17 protein-coding genes are annotated in these 17,466 nt (G+C 55.2%); 15 read left to right on the plus strand and 2 right to left on the minus strand.

The window, feature by feature from the left end:
* Window positions 1–5: 5 nt before the first annotated feature.
* The gene (locus tag KJW29_RS02275; RefSeq protein ID WP_214628598.1) at window positions 6–1,385 is read right to left on the minus strand and encodes a Glu/Leu/Phe/Val family dehydrogenase; all 1,380 of its coding nucleotides are present in this window, start codon (window positions 1,383–1,385) and stop codon (window positions 6–8) included.
* A gap of 122 nt (window positions 1,386–1,507) precedes the next feature.
* Complete coding sequence (locus KJW29_RS02280) at window positions 1,508–1,687, minus strand: hypothetical protein (protein ID WP_214628599.1); 180 nt, start codon at window positions 1,685–1,687, stop codon at window positions 1,508–1,510.
* Window positions 1,688–1,839: 152 nt separating this feature from the next.
* Here KJW29_RS02280 and KJW29_RS02285 point away from each other — a divergent pair, with 152 nt between their 5' ends.
* The 15 genes from KJW29_RS02285 to KJW29_RS02350 all read left to right on the plus strand — a co-directional run bounded on the left by KJW29_RS02285 (window position 1,840) and on the right by KJW29_RS02350 (window position 17,265).
* Window positions 1,840–3,189 carry a copper resistance D family protein gene (locus KJW29_RS02285; protein WP_214628600.1) on the plus strand — a complete coding sequence of 450 codons (1,350 nt, stop codon included), beginning with the start codon at window positions 1,840–1,842 and terminating at the stop codon, window positions 3,187–3,189.
* 32 nt (window positions 3,190–3,221) lie between these two features.
* Window positions 3,222–4,079, plus strand: a complete 858-nt coding sequence (locus tag KJW29_RS02290) for a sensor histidine kinase (protein WP_214628601.1) — start codon at window positions 3,222–3,224, stop codon at window positions 4,077–4,079.
* Entirely contained in the window at window positions 4,079–4,798 is a 720-nt protein-coding gene (locus KJW29_RS02295; RefSeq protein WP_214630955.1) for a response regulator, read from the plus strand. The genes KJW29_RS02290 and KJW29_RS02295 overlap by 1 nt, the downstream gene beginning before the upstream one ends.
* A gap of 145 nt (window positions 4,799–4,943) precedes the next feature.
* On the plus strand, window positions 4,944–5,390 hold the full coding sequence (locus KJW29_RS02300; protein ID WP_108991994.1) for an ATP-binding protein: 447 nt from the start codon (window positions 4,944–4,946) through the stop codon (window positions 5,388–5,390).
* 18 nt (window positions 5,391–5,408) lie between these two features.
* Window positions 5,409–5,753 carry an STAS domain-containing protein gene (locus KJW29_RS02305; protein WP_087566836.1) on the plus strand — a complete coding sequence of 115 codons (345 nt, stop codon included), beginning with the start codon at window positions 5,409–5,411 and terminating at the stop codon, window positions 5,751–5,753.
* Window positions 5,754–5,795: 42 nt separating this feature from the next.
* Window positions 5,796–6,998 carry a PP2C family protein-serine/threonine phosphatase gene (locus KJW29_RS02310; RefSeq protein ID WP_214628602.1) on the plus strand — a complete coding sequence of 401 codons (1,203 nt, stop codon included), beginning with the start codon at window positions 5,796–5,798 and terminating at the stop codon, window positions 6,996–6,998.
* A gap of 380 nt (window positions 6,999–7,378) precedes the next feature.
* Window positions 7,379–9,082: a phage tail sheath subtilisin-like domain-containing protein gene (locus KJW29_RS02315; RefSeq protein ID WP_214628603.1), complete on the plus strand. Its 1,704-nt coding sequence runs from the start codon at window positions 7,379–7,381 to the stop codon at window positions 9,080–9,082.
* Between the two features lie 40 nt (window positions 9,083–9,122).
* Complete coding sequence (locus KJW29_RS02320; protein ID WP_087566833.1) at window positions 9,123–9,557, plus strand: phage tail protein; 435 nt, start codon at window positions 9,123–9,125, stop codon at window positions 9,555–9,557.
* Between the two features lie 394 nt (window positions 9,558–9,951).
* Window positions 9,952–10,332 carry a hypothetical protein gene (locus KJW29_RS02325; RefSeq protein ID WP_108991997.1) on the plus strand — a complete coding sequence of 127 codons (381 nt, stop codon included), beginning with the start codon at window positions 9,952–9,954 and terminating at the stop codon, window positions 10,330–10,332.
* A gap of 17 nt (window positions 10,333–10,349) precedes the next feature.
* Window positions 10,350–10,523 carry a DUF6760 family protein gene (locus KJW29_RS36595; RefSeq protein WP_087566831.1) on the plus strand — a complete coding sequence of 58 codons (174 nt, stop codon included), beginning with the start codon at window positions 10,350–10,352 and terminating at the stop codon, window positions 10,521–10,523.
* A gap of 7 nt (window positions 10,524–10,530) precedes the next feature.
* Window positions 10,531–10,992 carry a phage tail protein gene (locus KJW29_RS02330; RefSeq protein ID WP_214628604.1) on the plus strand — a complete coding sequence of 154 codons (462 nt, stop codon included), beginning with the start codon at window positions 10,531–10,533 and terminating at the stop codon, window positions 10,990–10,992.
* Between the two features lie 38 nt (window positions 10,993–11,030).
* Complete coding sequence (locus tag KJW29_RS02335) at window positions 11,031–14,762, plus strand: hypothetical protein (protein WP_214628605.1); 3,732 nt, start codon at window positions 11,031–11,033, stop codon at window positions 14,760–14,762.
* A 69-nt stretch (window positions 14,763–14,831) separates the two neighbouring features.
* On the plus strand, window positions 14,832–15,458 hold the full coding sequence (locus KJW29_RS02340; protein ID WP_214628606.1) for a CIS tube protein: 627 nt from the start codon (window positions 14,832–14,834) through the stop codon (window positions 15,456–15,458).
* A gap of 5 nt (window positions 15,459–15,463) precedes the next feature.
* Window positions 15,464–16,543: a phage late control D family protein gene (locus KJW29_RS02345; RefSeq protein ID WP_214628607.1), complete on the plus strand. Its 1,080-nt coding sequence runs from the start codon at window positions 15,464–15,466 to the stop codon at window positions 16,541–16,543.
* The gene (locus tag KJW29_RS02350) at window positions 16,540–17,265 is read left to right on the plus strand and encodes a phage baseplate assembly protein V (protein WP_214628608.1); all 726 of its coding nucleotides are present in this window, start codon (window positions 16,540–16,542) and stop codon (window positions 17,263–17,265) included. Before KJW29_RS02345 ends, KJW29_RS02350 begins: the two co-directional genes overlap by 4 nt.
* Window positions 17,266–17,466 lie beyond the last annotated feature (201 nt).

The raw sequence follows: 17,466 nt of genomic DNA on the forward strand, positions 1-17,466 counted from the left end.
AACTCTTAATACAGCTTGCCTTGCCTGAACAAGATCGAGGACAGCTTCATGACCGCATGCACGTAACAGCTCTGGCGAAGCGTCATCGAATCTCCGAAGTAGGCGGGAAGGATGCTGTTCATCGTCTTTTGCATCTTCGCGAACAGCAGTTTAAATATTTCGGTTTCTGTATAAAATTGCGTCTCCCGTCCCTGCAGCCATTCGAAGTAAGAGACGATTACGCCTCCGGCATTCGCCAAAATGTCGGGGATAATGATGGTTCCTTTCCCGGACAGGATAGCGTCCGCCTCGCCGGTAATCGGGGCGTTCGCTCCCTCCACGATAATGCGGGCTTGCACTTGCGATACGTTGTCCTCGCGGATCTGATCCTCCAAAGCGGCAAGGAAAAGCACGTCTACGTTTAAGGAAAGCACATCCTCGCGTCCGAGCACCTGCGCTTTGAGCCCAATCCCGTCCAGCGCTTCCGTTGTTCCGGGAAGATCGCCTTTGTTTGTGGAAGCATATTCGATCAAAGCGGGAATGTCCAGCCCTTCTTCATTGTACAAGGTGACGTTGCGATCGCTGACCGCTACGACACGGTTTCGCAATGCGGAGCACTTGTACGCTTCCAGCGCCGCGACCGAACCGACGTTGCCGAAGCCTTGTACGGCGACGGACAGCGGTCTGCCCGCGTGTTCCCGCGCCGTTTTTGCGAACGGGTTATCGCTGCCTGACAGCCAGCCGCCATGTTCGTTCAAGTAATCATGCAGCATGTAGCGGAACGTGAAGTAGACGCCTTTGCCCGTTGCTTCGCGCCGGCCGAGAGATCCGCCGCTGACGATGCTTTTGCCTGTGAAGCTGCCAAGATAGGGATGGCCGGGATGAATGTTTTTGTATTCGGCCATCATCCAGTCCATCTCGCGTTCGCCCGTGCCCATATCGGGAGCGGGGATGTCCTTGTCGGGACCCAGTACGTCACTGAAGTATTGCACGTATTTTTTGCAGATGAGATATAAATCTTTATCCGAGAAGTTGCGGGGGTTGATGACCACGCCGCCCTTGCCGCCGCCGAACGGCACTTCGTGAAGCGCGTTTTTAAGCGTCATTAACGCCGCAAGATTGGTGACTTCCTCTTCGTTTACCGTCTCGTGAAACCGAATTCCGCCTTTGTAGGGTCCGAGCGCGTCATTGTGCTGAATCCGGAATGCGGGAATTCGGACGACGTTTCCATCCCCGAGCGCGATACGAAGAAATGCCTTATGTACTTTGTTCGGCGTGGACAGAATGGCGGCAAGCGACTGGAACGAACGTTCGCGGAGCTCGCCTTGCAGCTGTGATAGGAATTTGGGATCATCCATTAGAGCGGATAACGATTGTTGTACGATTGCGCCTGTCTGGCTAGCCATTAGTGATGTCCTCCTAGCAAGCGTATTGGTGTTAGCGACCCCATTGTACCATATGTTGCCTGCTACATTGAAATCGCTTCTGTTTTGCCGAACAGGGCAATCGCGTTCACAATATTGTCATGTCAATGCGATCCGTTATCCGAACCGTCGAACCCGGACTGCTCTTTTTTCTCTTCGGCCGAATAGGCGACCAGCGCGATTGGACTGCCGTTCTGCTTCGACAGCCTGTTTTCCAACTGTCGAATGGCGTCCAGCGCATCTTCTTGGTGACGAAGCTCCGCCACACGGTACTGATTGTCCACTACGATTCCTCCTTTCCGCCAATGGTCAACCCTCTACATGATGGGCGTTTTCCATCGCCGTTATGCACGAGTAGCCCTTCCGGGCCAATTGTCCTTTTCTCCGCGGTCTAGTACACTAGATGCTGACTTGGCAGGAAGGACTGGTGGTTTCATTGCCCAACAAACAGAACTATCGTTCTAAAATAATATCCGGTACGGTTTTCGCCGCGCTGTTAATAGCGGGCATGGCGCTGCTGCCCCAGACTGCAGGCGCCGGCAGCGGCTTCGGTCCGGGGACGGCTCTGCATGCGCACGGAGAAGGCGGCGGTACCGCCTACTGGTTGAAGGAAAGCGCGGTATACGCTCTTCGCGCGCTCTATTATGGCATGTTGCTCGTCACGACGGGCCATATGTTGACATTCCTTGCCGTATCGCCGGGCGAGAGAGGCGCGCGGCAGCGGGAGTGGATGGGGAAGTGGTCCGGGCCGATGGCAAAGGCGTTGCTTCTGGTCGTTCTGCTTCATGTGTTCGTTCAGTCGAACCGGGTGGCTGCGGGGCTTCAAGGCGGCTTTGAAGACTGGCTGCGGGTTTTCACGCTGACATCGTCGGGACAAGCCTGGCTTGTCATGGTTGGACTTGCGGCTTTTGGTTTGATCGTAGCTCGCCTTCCGGATGCCATCAAGGCCGTTTGGGCATTGCTGCTGATTGCAACGGAGAGTTTGATCGGGCATCCGGCGGCATCGGACGAGCTAACGGTCGCGGTTTTATCTGATTTCATTCACTTGGCGTGTTCGTCTATGTGGGTATCCGGCGTTGTGCTGTTGCTTCTGTTCTGGAGGTACGACCGGAAGGAAGCTGGACGTTTCGCCGAGACGTTCTCGGGTATCGCCTGGCTAATGATCGCCATCTTGGTTATTACGGGCGCTATAATGGCATGGCTGTTGCTGCCGGACTTGTCGGCGCTCTGGCGCGGCGTTTGGGGGAGATGGCTCATGGGGAAAACGGCGGTCGTGCTGCTGGTTATCGGGATCGGCGCCGCGTTGCGAAGGAGCGCGCGGCACGGCGAGCTGCCGCGCGGCAGCTTGCTTAAGCTTGACGGGATCCTGATGGGGGCGCTGCTCATTATCGTGGCGGTGTTTACGACAATCAGCCCAGCTCCGGCCAGCCATCCCGTAAATTATCACAGAATGGGCAACGATCTGCATTATACCTTAAAGATCGAACCCAATGCGCCGGGACCGAACGACGTCGAACTCCAGATCTGGCTGCCGGAGGACAAAGGCGAGCCAGCGAGCATCGGCATGGTTATCATTCCGCAGAAGAAGCCGTCCGCTGCCGTTAATATAGAACTGGAATCCCGACCGCCGGGCATCGATATCCCGTTCCCGGGTTATAACGAATTCCGATTCGTGGCGAAGAAAACGGAGCTGTCCGGCGCGGGGAACTGGAAAGCGCGGTTCACAGTACGGCTTGGAGACGGGACGGAGTTGGAACGGGAATTCGATTTAAAGCTGGGCTACTAGAATTCGGACAGGGAAGGCAGGAGGACGCGATCATGACTTACAATTGGCTTCGGGGACTTATATTGTGGGTGCCTACGGCCGTTATCGGCATCTGGGAGTATGTCCGGCATGCGTTCCTGCTGCCTTACGTATCCATGGAGCTGGGCAACTGGCTGGCTCCCGTTATCGTGTTGCTGGTGACGCTTACGCTGCTCCGGCCCTTGTTCGGCAAGCTGGAACATATGCAGCAGGCGCTGCAGCGGGAACAGGTGGGCAAGGCGGCGCTCGAAGAACGCGAGCAGCTGGCGAAGGAGCTTCACGACGGAATTTCGCAGTCGTTATTCCTGTTGTCGGTGAAGCTGGACAGCCTGGACCGGTCTCGAAGCAAGGAAGAGTCCGGCCGGACCATGGAAGCGATTCGCGGAACGATCCGTCATGTACACGACAGCGTAAGACAATTTATCGCGAGTCTGCACGAGCCTCCGGCAGCCGCGGATACGGCTTGGCTGCAGAGCGCGCAAGCGCTCGCGGACGAGCTGGAGGATGCAAGCGGGACGGCGACTATTGTAGAGTGGGACATTCCCGACGGCTTGTTCGGACGCAAGGAGAAGGTGGAGCTGCTGGCGATTTTGCGGGAAGCGACAATGAATATTCGCAAGCATGCGGGTGCGGGAAGAGCTTCCATCCGTGCTGCGATTCTTAATCGAACAGGGCATGAGGAGACGTCATTCCGCTGTATCGTGGAAGATGACGGAATCGGCTTCAATCGGGAGGATTTGACCGGGAAGGGCAAGTACGGCGTTCGGATGATGTCCGAACGGGCGGTATCGATGGGCTGGAGCCTGCGGATCGACAAGGCGGAGCGAAGCGGAACGATCATTACCATTGAGGGCAGGTGCAAGGAAACATGATGGAGAATGGACCGGTTGGTCAAGTGAGCGTGCTGATCGTAGACGATCATCCGCATGGCAGGGAGGGGATGCGGGATCTGCTCGGCGCGGATCCGTCCTTTCGCGTCGTCGGCGAAGCCGTGAGCGGCGAGGAAGCGATCGCGAAGGCAGCCGACCTGATTCCCGACCTTGTGCTGATGGACATCCGCATGCCCGGCATGGGCGGGCTGGATGCGACCTTCAAGCTTAAGCAGTTGCTTCCCTCCGTCAAAATCGTCATGGTGACCGTATCCGACGATATTACGCATCTGTTCGAGGCGATTAAGCGAGGCGCGCAGGGATACCTGCTCAAAAATGTATCGCCCGCGTCCTGGCTGAGTTATTTGCGATCGGTAGCAATGGACGAAGCGCCGCTCTCCAAGGAGCTGGCGCTGCGCATGCTGCGGGAATTCGCGGCGAAGGCCGACGGAGGCGAAATCGACGATTCTGCCGGCACCGTTCCCGAAGCGGGGAGGGGCGAGGGCGTCGGCGTTCCGTCTAACGGGCTTACTCCAAGGGAGAAGGAAGTGCTGGAGCATATATCGACGGGCGCTTCCAATCGCGAGATCGCCTCCACGTTGTGCCTGTCGGAACACACGGTCAAAAATCATTTAAAAAATATTCTTCAGAAACTTCATCTGAACAATCGCGTGCAGTTGGCCAGATATGCAATGGAGAACGGTTTGCAGCGCAGAGAGTAGCAACTATGACAAAAACTTCAAAAATACGACGGCATCCGGCAGGAAAGCGGACGCAAGTGGAGAACTACAATTAAGGTTAACAGAGCTTACGCCGGGACGAGTCTGCGTCATTGAGATGTCTCCCGGAGAAATCGGAGGTTCGTGAATGTCCAATGAACCGCATTATACGGTTGACCGCTCGCTCCAATTGCGCAACGATATGCAGGAGCTCATGCGATTAAACGAAGAACTTGAAGCAATCGGCGCAGAGCTCGACTGGTCTCCGCGTGCCGTGCTGGATCTGTCGCTTGCATGCGAGGAACTGGTTGTAAACATCGTCAACTATGGCTATCCTGTTGGCAGCGAAGGTTTTATCGAGGTTGGTCTCAGAGCCTCCAAGGATGAGGTGGAGATTACGCTGGCCGATCGAGGCAATCCGTTTGACCCGTTTAAGGATCCTGATCCGCTTGATCTGTTGGAGATGGATGTCGATGACAGGCCGATCGGCGGACTCGGCATTTTTTTTGTAAAGCGGTTGATGGATGAAGTGCATTACGAATTCGCGGACGGGATGAATCAGGTACGACTTCGCAAGAGATGGTCGAAGCAATAAATCGGGAGGTATGACATCATGAATATTCAAGTAGAAGAGATTGGCGGAGTAACGATTATTCCGCTTGAGGGAAGGCTGGACGGGAACAACGCGGGCGTGGCGGAGGGCGTATTTCTAGGGCTGTTCGCGGAAGGCAAGGGGACATTCGTCTTTGACTTCTCGGAATTGCAGTACATCAGCAGCGCCGGGCTGCGGGTCGTTTTGGTAGCGGCCAAGAAGCTGAGGGCCTCCAAGGGGCGCATGATCTGCGCGAATCTGGCGGAGCAGGTGTACGACGTGTTCGAGATGTCGGGCTTTACGAGCATTCTGGAAATCGCGGGGACGAAGGAAGAAGCGCTGGCGAAGCTGCAGGCCGGTGCGTAACGGGACCGCGTCAATGCGACAGCACGAAAGGCGGAACTTATCTTGTCAGTAATTTATTTGGTCATCGGGGCGGCCGGAGTCGGCGCAGCCATCTGTGCAGCCATTGTCAATCGCCGTCTTGCCGCGAGATTAAAGGCTGCCGAGAAGCTGTTCGAGCTTAGCTCGGGACTCCATTCGTCGCTGCGAAGATCCGAGCTGCTGCAAACGGCGGAAGCGGCTGCCCGCGAGCTGGCGGGAGCCGGAGAGTCGGCGGTATCGGTCACGTATGGCGATACGACTGCTGATACACATGCGAATGTACGCATGGAGGGCGGTGGCGCGATCCCGATCGAAGCGGACGGCAAACGTATCGGGTCGCTGCAATGGACTGGCGGAAGGGATGCCGGGGCAGGGGCAAGAGGTGAGTTGTTGTCCCGGTTCGCGAGGCCGCTTGCGCTGGCCATGGACAATGCCAATCGGTACGAGGCGTTGGAGGAATCCGTGGGCGAGCTCCAGACGGTATCCTCCTTAAGGGAACGACTGGAGAGCGAGCTGCAGATTGCGGGCAGCATACAACTCAGCTTCTTGCCGACTACAATGCCTTCTTCCAATGAGCCGTTCGATGTATGCGCCTTGCTGAAGTCGGCCAAGGAAGTCGGAGGGGACTTCTATAACTTCTACAAAATCGACGACCGCCACCTGTTCTTCACGCTTGGCGACGTATCGGACAAAGGGATTCCCGCAGCCCTGTTTATGGCGATGACGTTGTCGCTGATCAAGGGAAGCATGCGGGCGGGACTGACCCCGGGCGAATTGCTCGGAAAGGTAAATGACATGCTCTGCGCCGACGACGCCCAGTTGTTCGCTACGATCGTATGCGGCGTGCTCCAGATCGATACGGGTGAAATCGTTTTATGCGACGGCGGGCATTGCACGCCTTATATCGTCAAAGCAGACGGCACTGTTATGCCGGTCAAGCTTAAGAAGGGGATTCCTCTCGGCTCATTTCCCGAGTTCGAATATACCAACGTGTCGCTTCAGCTTGACAAGGGTGATCGTCTGGTCGTCTATACGGACGGGATAACGGAAGCGGAGAACGGAGCCCAGGAGCAATACTCGACGAACAGGCTGGAGCGATTCCTGTCTCTCACGAAGGATTATTCCAGCGCGGAAATCATAGACGCCCTGCTCATGGACGTCTTTATGTTTGCCGACGGCGCACCGCAATCGGACGATATCGCCGTGCTTTGCCTGTCGCGGAGATGACGAAATCCCGAGACGGTTCATCTATCATTCGCAAGGAACTGACAGAACTCTCTACGATGTGACAACTTTAGTTGTTTTCTCGCAAAATATGATCAAATTTACGTAGTCATATGGACGTATTACAAGTATAATATGAGATGGACTTGCTAGAAATGACGACATTCGTAATAGGATGCAAGACGCATGGGCGCTGCCAGGCCTGGCAGACCTATGCTTGTTCGTCTGCTACTATTCTACAAATGCCTGCACGCATCACGTTCAGTCAGACGCCTGTGGGACCAATGGTCCCTGCATTCAGGCCATCTTCGGTCTTGGGGTGGCAGAGGACCTAAAGTCCCCGCCGAATGCCAATACATATATCGTTTGAGAGGAGATCACACATGGCTGAGTATTTATCGCCAGGCGTTTACGTGGAAGAATTCGAAAGCGGCGCTAAACCGCTCGAAGGAGTAAGCACCAGCACGGCCGGCTTTATCGGACTAGCGGCACGGGGGCCGGTATCCGGACTTCCGCTGCTAATTACAAGTCCTGCCGACTTTGCAAGAGCGTTCGGCTCTTACCTGTCGGAGAGCGCTTTCGGCACTTACCGTTACCTGGCGTACGCTGTCAATCAATTCTTCATGAATGGGGGTTCCCGTTGTTACGTGATGCGGGTTGCTCCAGAGGACGCGAAATCCGCTTCGGGAGGCGGAGAGGTTTTGTCCGTAACGGCCAAAAATCCAGGCGCATGGGGCAATCAGATTCGCCTGTCGTTCGTTCCTGCCAGCAAAGCGAAGACTCAAATCTATGAAGAGCTGGACGGCAACCGCTACCGCGTGAAAAACGCATCCGCCTTCTATCCGGGCGATGTAGTCGTTTTTACGGACGGCGCATCCAAGCAAGGCAATACGGTCGTATCGGTTCACGACGGCGTGATTGAGCTGGCGTCCGCCCTGAGCGGAGACGTAACGGACACTTCGCTCGTCCCTTCCAAAGTCATCGCGACTTCGGAATTCACCCTTCAAGTAGCCTACGGCACGGAAAGCGAGACTTACGAAAAAGCGTCTCTTAATCCTGAAGCTCCGAACTACGTCGAAAAGCTTGTTGGACGCTCCAATCTGGTAGACCTCAGCGTTGTTGCGGCTTCCTCCGCAGATGCTCCTTACGCGCTGATCGCGGGCTCCGCAGGCGGCGAATCGTATTCGTTCGCGCTCGCGGGCGGCAGCGACGGCTCCGCATCCAGCTTGTCCCCGGCCGACTTCATTGGCGTGGACGAAGGTCCTGGCCGCCGAACGGGCATTCAATCGTTTATCGACAATGACGTAGTCAGCATCATGGCTATTCCCGGCGTTACGGATCCTAACGTGCAGCTGTCGCTCGTTGCGCACTGCGAATCGCTGGGCAGCCGCTTTGCCATTCTGGATCTTCCGCGCGAAGCGACGAAAGTTCAAGACGTGCTGGCTCACCGCGATCTGTTCGACTCCAGCTACTGCGCCTTGTACAACCCGTGGCTGCAAGTGTTCGATCCGCTCGACAAGCGCAACATCTTTATTCCTCCATCCGGCACGATCGCCGGCGTCTACTCCCGTTCCGATTCGACTCGAGGCGTGCAGAAAGCTCCTGCCAACGAGACGCTTCGCGGCGTAGTGGGATTGGATGTTCAATACAATAACGGCGAGCAGGATGTTCTGAATCCGGCCGGCGTTAACTTGATCCGCGCTTTTACGGGCCAAGGCATCCGCGTATGGGGAGCCCGTACTTGCTCTTCCAACCCGATCTGGAAATATATTAACGTTCGCCGTCTCTTTATCTTCCTGGAGAGCTCCATCAAAAACGGCTCGAACTGGGTCGTCTTCGAACCGAACACCGAGCAGCTGTGGGCTCGCGTTCAACGTACGATCGACGCGTTCCTGACGCGTGTATGGCGCGACGGCGCGCTGGCGGGCACAAGCCCATCGGAAGCGTTTTACATCAACATCGGACGCGACACGATGACGCAGGATGACATCGACAGCGGCAGACTGATCTGCGTAATCGGCGTAGCTCCCGTTAAACCTGCGGAGTTTGTCGTGTTCCGCATGACTCAGAAGACGGGATCGGAATAATAGATTCATTTTTAATACCGAATAACGGAAGGGGATTCCCATGGCAGGAGATCGCACGGATCCATATCGCAATTTTAGATACCGGGTCGAGGTAGAAGGCCTGGAGCAGGCCGGCTTTAACGAGGTAACGGGATTCGACGCGTCGCTGGACGTCATCGAATACCGCGAAGGCAACGAATTGACGACGCCTCGCAAGCTGCCGGGTCTGACCAAGTATGGCAACATTACGCTGAAGTGGGGCACGACGGAATCCATGGAGCTGTACGAATGGATCCAGGAATGTATGGAAGGCACCATCGAACGCAAGACGATCACCATCATCGCGCTTGACGAAGAAGGCAACGACGTTGCGACTTGGCAAGTTATCGAAGCTTGGCCAATGCGCTACACCGCACCATCGTTTAACGGTCTTGGCGCCGAAGTCGCTATCGAGGCGCTGGAGTTCGCGCACGAGGGCTTGCTGAGAACGGCTTAGATCCTATAATGCGGCTCCCCCTGTCATTAAGTTTGAGGTGGGCGGAGCCTACACCGGACAAACAAGGGCCGGCCTCCGGCGTCACGACGTCTGGGCGCCCCTTGTTTTCCGCATTTTACATTGAAATCAAATTCAAAAAGTTCGGTTTTCAGTACCGAGAAGATTGGATGAAACTAGAACTTGAGGAGCGGAGCATAGCAGCGCTATGTGAGCACCTGCAATGTACTTAGGTTCGGCAACCTCGGGCCCCGCGAAAGTAATCGGAATTGGCATCGAAGCTTCCCTTCACTTTCGTGGGTATCAGGAAATATTCGACGTCGAGTAAGCTTCCTGAGATACTTCGTAATGGAAAGCGGACTTTTTGAATTACCTTAAAAAATGGAGAGATGAAGAGATGGCGTTTCAGACGGAGTACGACTTTGAATTGCCGCGCGGTTACGTGGACGATCAAGGCAACCTGCACAGACGCGGTACGATGCGTCTCGCGACGGCTGCCGACGAAATCTTGCCGATGAAGGATCCCAGGGTTCAATCCAATCCCAGTTATTTGACCGTCATTCTTATGGCGCGGGTCGTAACAAGGCTTGGCGACGTGAAACACGTGGATACAAGGTTGATCGAGAAGCTGTTTACGGCCGATCTCGCGTACTTGCAAAACCTGTATCGTCAGATCAATGATCTGGAAAGCCCGAAGGTGCTTGCGGTATGTCCGAAGTGTGATCACGAGCATGAGGTCGCGATCGATTTTTTGTCCTTAACGGAAGCCCTCTCCTAGCCTATCCTGTTGAACGGCTGTATGAGGAGGTCGGCTTCATCGCCTACTACTTCCACTGGACGCATGACGACATCATGAATATGGAGCATGCGGAGCGGCGAAGATGGTGTGACGAGATATCCAGAATTAACCGCAAGATGAACGACGACGGCGATAAAAAGAACGTCTTCGACGTGTTCGGGAAGAGGTGAAAGCGTTATGGCAGCATACAAGGTGCCCGGAGTAAACCGGATCCACCGGCTCGCGAGCACGTTTCATTTTTGGGTGGAGCTGGATGGCATATTTGTTGCCGGATTCTCGGAGGTATCCGGTCTCGAGGCGGAGACGGAAGTCGAGGAATACCGGGAAGGCGGATTAAACGGTTACGTGCATAAGCTGCCCAAGGGCATTCGATATCCCAATCTCGTTCTTAAGCGAGGCATTACGAAGTCGCCCGTGCTCTGGAACTGGTATGAGAGCACCAAGAACGGTAAAGCAGTCCGCAAGTCGGGTTCGGTCGTTCTGCAGCAGCCGGATGGCAAGGAGTTCGGACGCTGGAATTTCTACGACGCCTATCCGGTTCGATGGAGCGGACCGCAGCTCAATGCAGCTTCAAGCGATGTGGCCGTGGAGTCGCTCGAGATTATTCATTCGGGGCTTCAGGGTGAATTCGGCAGATAACTATCATTAATATCCTGAATTGAAGGAGGATGCGCCACATGGATAGGAGCAAGGCGCCTAAGCAACGCAAGGCAGCCGATACCGCGGCTTCCGTCCAGGCATTCGCCGGGAGTATTCTGAACAAGCATCGTCCGGGTGGCGGCCGAAGCCGCTATGCCAGCATCCCGATGCTGCATGCCAAGCCCAAGGGCGAGCAAGCGGCGGTGCAACAGCGGATTCATATTCATGTGACGCCTCCTCGAGCAGAGGATCCGAGAACAAGACGCAAGCCGGAGGAAAGAAAGACCGACCGGATTATAGAACGCGAGAAAGTCAAGGTAGAGCACAAAACGATCATTGTCCGCGAAATCGTAAAAATCATAGATAATCAACGGACGGTTAGAGCGCAAGCCATGACCGCGCCGTTCCGATTGGAAGCATCCCCTCATGATCGACAATCCCCTGGCGCCGCAACTTCGATGAAGCAGCCTGCTTCCGGCTCGCGGCGTGAGGATCCATATAGCGGCACCCAGCCCGCAGCAACAATGCTGGCGACAGGATTACATAAGAGAACGGGCAAGCTCGTACGACAAAGCTCGTTCTTAGAGCGGCTCCGGGGCATGATCGCTTCCGTAGAAGCGGGTATCACTCACACTTCCGGACGGCAAGCGCAGCTTGGGAAGAAAGAGGGCAGCATGGCGGCTGCATCTTATGTAGCCGCCAAGAAAGCCCCGTTGATGCATGCCAAGCGCGAAGAAACAACCAAGCGGGAAACTCGCGCCGAGCTGTCTCCGAAGCGCCGAATCTCTGATGCTGACCAGTCTGTTCGTCGAGCAAATACAACTGCGCAAGCTGCAGCGAACAAGGCAAAACGAGCGAAACAAAAAGCTGAGCGAGCGGAAGAAAACTTGAAACGCCGAACGGCCGAAGCCGCCGATTCGGTACGCAAGTCTTTACAATCTGCAAAGGCTGCCGAGGACAAGGTCAAGGAGACGGAACAACTGGCTGGACGCAGAGAAGCTGCTGCGAAACGCCGTGCGACGGAAGCTGTGGAAGCCGCCAATCAAGCCGCCAATCAAGCTGCCCAGTCGTCGCAAGTCGCAACGTCCAAGGCCAAGGAAGCGGAGCGGCGCGCCGACCATGCGGAGCAAGTGTTACAGACAAAAAAGACCGGCACGAAGCGCCGCAAATCGGATTCTGCCGTTCCGGAATGGCAGCCCGTTCAATCCGAGGAGCTGACCGGGGACAAAAAGCAGACAGCGAAACGGCAACAGAAACGGTTGGATCGCAATCCGCAGAACAACGAGGCAGTCAGTGATCGTGGAGAGAAGTTTCACTCCAGCGGCAACTCCTCAACGAAGACCAAGGGGCGTCGTCAAACGCCGAATTTGGTGCACAAACAACCTAACTCAGCTGCAGCACCGGGTCAGGCATTGGTGCCAAGCGTGCACCGACAACCGGTACGTGAATCGAAAGCTGAACTTCAGAATCCTGCGAATAAAGGCGGCGAGGGACCGCAGCAACAAGGAATGGCCGCCTCAGATGCCCGCAGTGGCCATTCGAAGAAAGTTGCCAACCCAAATCAAAATACGGTATTTGCACAACGTGTTTTTCTTACGGCGGGAACCAGCCCGATTCGGCTGCTGTCCATGAGTCCAAGCTGGCTGACGACCTCCTCCGTCAATAACAGCAAAAGTCATCGCAACAGTCGTCTAATCAGAGATTGGAATCCGACGAATTCGCCGGATTCGTTACCGGAGCGGGCACATTCAGCTGCTGGATCTGCGAAGCCTCCAATTCAGGCCAAGAAGCTCTTTTATCGTCAAGTTGAAGGTGCAGATGCGGCAGGTACAGAGAGCTCGCCTCGCAAGAGGAGCTCTCCAGCTTCCTCTACTGTTGAAGAATCGTCAAGAACTCGTCTGAAAGCTCTGACCGGAACTGAATTCCGAATGGACAATGCTGCTCCTATATTGCTATCGGCGCTTAAACATCATAGAACGTCTGCAGGCGTAAATGCCGGGCGACGCTTCTCCGAGCTGCTAAATGCGAGACGTCGGAATGCTGAGTCAGGAGCGCTTCCTGACTCAGGGACCGGATCCCAGAAACGGCCGGGCTCTGTAAGCAGCCAGGAGCGGGAGGCTGCACCGGTGAATTCGCACGGGAGCGCATCCTATGAAGCAAGACGAGACAGGATCGACGATCAGAAGCAAGCGAACTTATCCAGCCAGCTGGTAACCGGAAGGTCCAGAAATAACACGGCGCAGCCATCGTCGCCGCTGTTGGTAAGACGGGCGCTGAAGGCGGGGACCTCGGCGGAGCTCATGGAAGAAGGACTTAAGAATCCTCTTACGACGGGGCGAATCCATCGCCTTTTCTGGAACCGGGATTCGGCGGTACGTCGCATCCAGCGACAGCAACCTTCGGCGTTGGAGAACAAGCCGCAAGCGCAAGCGGGCTTGCCGCGGCGAAGCGGATCGCTCGTTCTGCGGCGCAACATAGCAAATCGCGATACAGAAAAAAAAGCTTCGGCTGTAAGTAGTCCGGCCGTTGCCTCCAACAGGCAAAATGCCAATCGCAGCCATCGGACAACGGAGACTACGGTTGCACAGGCGAGTAGAAGCAACGATCATGAGACTTCGCCCCTGCATGCTCCTGAAAATGCGGCTCCCTCACGGAGGGCGAACGTTCAACAGCGGAGCGGAACCGACTCTCGCAGACATATGCCGGGGCAAGCTGCGGCATATGGGCCCTCCGGCTTAGTTCTCCGCCAACTGCCGGAAACGTTTGGTGCTCGAATGATGCGTTTGGCTGAACAAGGCCATACAGGGCAGACGGCTTCATCAACCAGCCCAATGGCGAGGGGGATGCTTATAGGCAGAAGACGACCGTCCCTTGCCCCTTCGGTAGAAAAACGTTCACCAATAACTTCTGCGGCACAACGATCATTGGCTGCGGGGAAGCACGCGGAGCTTAATAAGCAGGGAGCTTCCCCCTCCTTGCCGAAGCAGGGGGCATTGGTTCAGCGCAGTGCGGAAAGCTCTCGGGAGGACGGTCGGCAGCATACGGCCAGCGTTGTGCGTCCCGGGAAAACGGCCCTCGCGGAAAGTACACGCGAGCAAGGGAGAACCATTGCCCGTGTTGGGCCTGTAATTTCCCAGCCGCTAACCGTCGCACAGCGAACAAGCCAGAAGGAATCTGCGCGCAATTCGGCTCCCGCGACGTCCGGATTGACAATCAGGGAATCTGCGACGATATCAAATTCGGCTTTGGGCTCGGCGGCAATCGTACAAAGGGCCGGGAGCACGGGACAGGATTCGGTTTCAGCATCGATGAGCAGCAGAGGCAGATTATCCTTGACCCCTGCAATAGCACGACGTACTGCCGAGAGTAAACGTTCTCCGTTGATTGGCAGACAATTTACGGCGTCGGCAATACGCGGCGATCATGATCGAACGGTTCGGCAGATTTCGAGCACCAATCCGGGGACATTTTCTTCTTTGGCCTATAATCGGCCGGCACTCAACGATGCTGGTCTGGAATCCCAGCAGCCAGCCTTCGGAGCGAGCGCGTACAATGGTTCTCCGCTTGGGCTGACGCATCGCTCAGCGCCCCAGCAGCCCGCCGAGGCGCCCAGACAGATCAAGGTGGATGCCCCGCGCGAGCTGGAGCCGGAGAAGCTGCAACGGATGATTATGAAGCTGCCTCAATTAAATCCCGAAGCCATCGCAGACCGCGTGTACAAGGCGCTCGAGAGGAAGATGAAGCTGGAGCAGCGTCGAAACGGATATTAATGAAGGAAACCGAACCGAGAGTTATCGGATGCGGTAACGTATTTAAATGACGGATGAGGAGGACGGAAGATGGCTTTAACCAAAGCGCAGTTCATGATCTATAAGAGCAACGATACTGAAACCGTTGACGTGCTGTTTAACCCGACGGGATACGAGTTGACTGCAAGTAACAAATATCCTGATAATGATGTGCCCGGTTTGCAGTCTCCAACTACTCAATTCGTCGGAGGAAATGCGTCGACACTGAGTTTAAGCCTGTTCTTCGATACCTATGAGCTGGGGACGGATGTGCGTGAGCATACGTCCAAGATTGTAAGCATTCTCGATGTGGATTCCGACCTGCACGCCCCTCCGGAATGCCGATTTGTTTGGGGCTCGCTTAATTTCAAGGGAGTAATCGTATCCATTACTCAGCGTTTCACCATGTTTTTGGAATCGGGAAAGCCGGTTCGGGCTACGCTTGACGTCGAGATGCGGAGCACTCAAACGATGAAGGAGCAATACAAAGAAATTCCGAGGCAATCGGCGGATCGAACGAAACGAAAGACGGTTAAGCAAGGCGATCAGCTGTGGAGCATCGCGGCCGAGGAATACGAGGATCCGGGTCAGTGGAGGCATATCGCCGAGGCGAATGGCATTGACAATCCGAGGTTGCTGGCGGCAGGCAGAAACTTGACGATTCCCAGACTGGAGTGAGTGGTATGCCTACGCATAAAATGAGCGATCTAGAGAGCAAATACCGGAGCTTCAGATCGCCGGAGGCCGACCTGTTGATTGAAGGTCAGGCCGCGCGGCTTGATGATATGGCAATCGGTTGGGTAGAGGTCGATCTGTCTACGGATGCGAAGGCAGACATCGTCCGCTTCAGCATTACCAATGCCTACGAGTGGAGCACGAGCAATCTGCAATGGGTAAATACCAAGATTGCTCCAGGCAAAACATTGATTGTAAAGCTAGGGTACGCGGACAAGAAGGGCCAGGTATTCGATGGTATCATCACCGGCTATACGGTCGATTATCCGGCCAGCGGCAGCCCGATTGTGACGGTGACCGCGATGGACCGTTCGTTCCTCATGATGAAATCGTCCAAATCCAAGGTGTGGAAGGAAATGAAGGACAGCGACGTCGTCCAAACAATTGCTTCCGAATATGGACTTACAGCCGATGTTGATGCGCTTACCGTCAAAAAAACGACGATCGAACAGATTGGCATCAGCGACTACCATTTTGTCCAGTCGCTCGCGCAGGATAACGACTATCTCTTCCATGTAACGGGGAGCAAGCTGCACTTCCGCAAACGAAAGACGAGCGGTACGCCGCTCATCGAGTTGAAGTACGGCCAAAGCTTGCGTGAATTTACCTTCACGGCAGATGTCAGCGGACAGACCTCCGAGGTAAAGGTGAGAGGATTCGATACGAAGACGAAGCAGTCGGTGGAAGGGAAGTCCACGCCGATTACGGTAATCAGCGGCGCAAAGAGCGGTCCCAGTCTTGCCAAGACATTGTCTTCACAGAAGGCGGAGACGGTCTATACGGGCGTAACGACGCTCGATGAGGCGAGACATCTTGCAACGGCGTTGTTGAACAGGCTGTCACGTGATTTGATCCGCGGGCAAGGCAGCTGCATCGGCTTTCCGGAGCTTATACCCGGCGAATTGATTGCAATTTCGGGGATCGGCTCCGCTTTAAATCGCAATCTCATGTTGACCAGAGTCGTTCATCGGTTGGACTCATTGGACGGTTATGCCATTCAATTCGAAGCGGAGGGGAACGCATTATGAGATCGATGTATCCCGGTTTCTTCGATCTTCAGCAGCGATCGATGCCTTCCGAGCAATTATCCGGCGTATGGAATGCAATCGTGACGAATAACAAGGATCCGGATAAGCTCGGCCGCGTCAAGCTGAAATTCCCGCATCGCGAAGGCGAATTGGAGACGGATTGGGTTAGAGTCGCTTCTATGTCAGGCGGGAATGGCAAAGGATCTTATTTCATCCCGGAAGTAGATGACGAGGTGCTTGTCGCTTTCTTGATGGGACGTCTCGACCAGCCCGTCGTGGTGGGCTCATTGTGGAACGGCAAGGACAAGCCGCCGCCAGGCGACGATAACAACGACATCAGCATGATCAAAACAAAAACCGGCCATGTGATCGAGTTCAACGACAAGTCGGGCGAGGGCACAATCACGATCAAAACCAAAAAGGGCCATACCGTTCTGCTGTCTGACAAGGACGGCAGCGTCAAGGCCGAAACGGCGGATAAACAAAATTCGCTGGTGCTGGACGAAAAAGGAAAGAAGGTAACCGTAAAGTCGGGCACATCGAAGGTAGAAATAACGTCGAGCGGAAACGTGACAATAAGCGGCACCTCAACACTGGAGGTCAAGGCGGCGCAGGTGAAGGTCGAAGCGTCGGCAACCTTGTCTCTCAAAGCATCCGGCATGCTCGACATCAAGTCGGATGGGATGATCAACATCAAAGGCTCCATGGTCAAAATCAATTAGAGGTAGCTCAAAAAGTCCGCTTTCCATTACGAGGCATCCCAAGAAGCTTACTCGACGTCGAATATTTCCTGATACCCACGAAAGTGAAGGGAAGCTTCGATGCCAATTCCGATTACTTTCGCGGGGCCCGAGGTTTCCGAACCTAAGCATCGCTGTTTCCTCCGGAAACATTGCAGGTGCTCACATAGCGCTGCTATGCTC

Origin of the sequence: Paenibacillus agaridevorans (genome assembly GCF_018604145.1) — a bacterium.
GTDB lineage: Bacteria > Bacillota > Bacilli > Paenibacillales > Paenibacillaceae > Pristimantibacillus > Pristimantibacillus agaridevorans.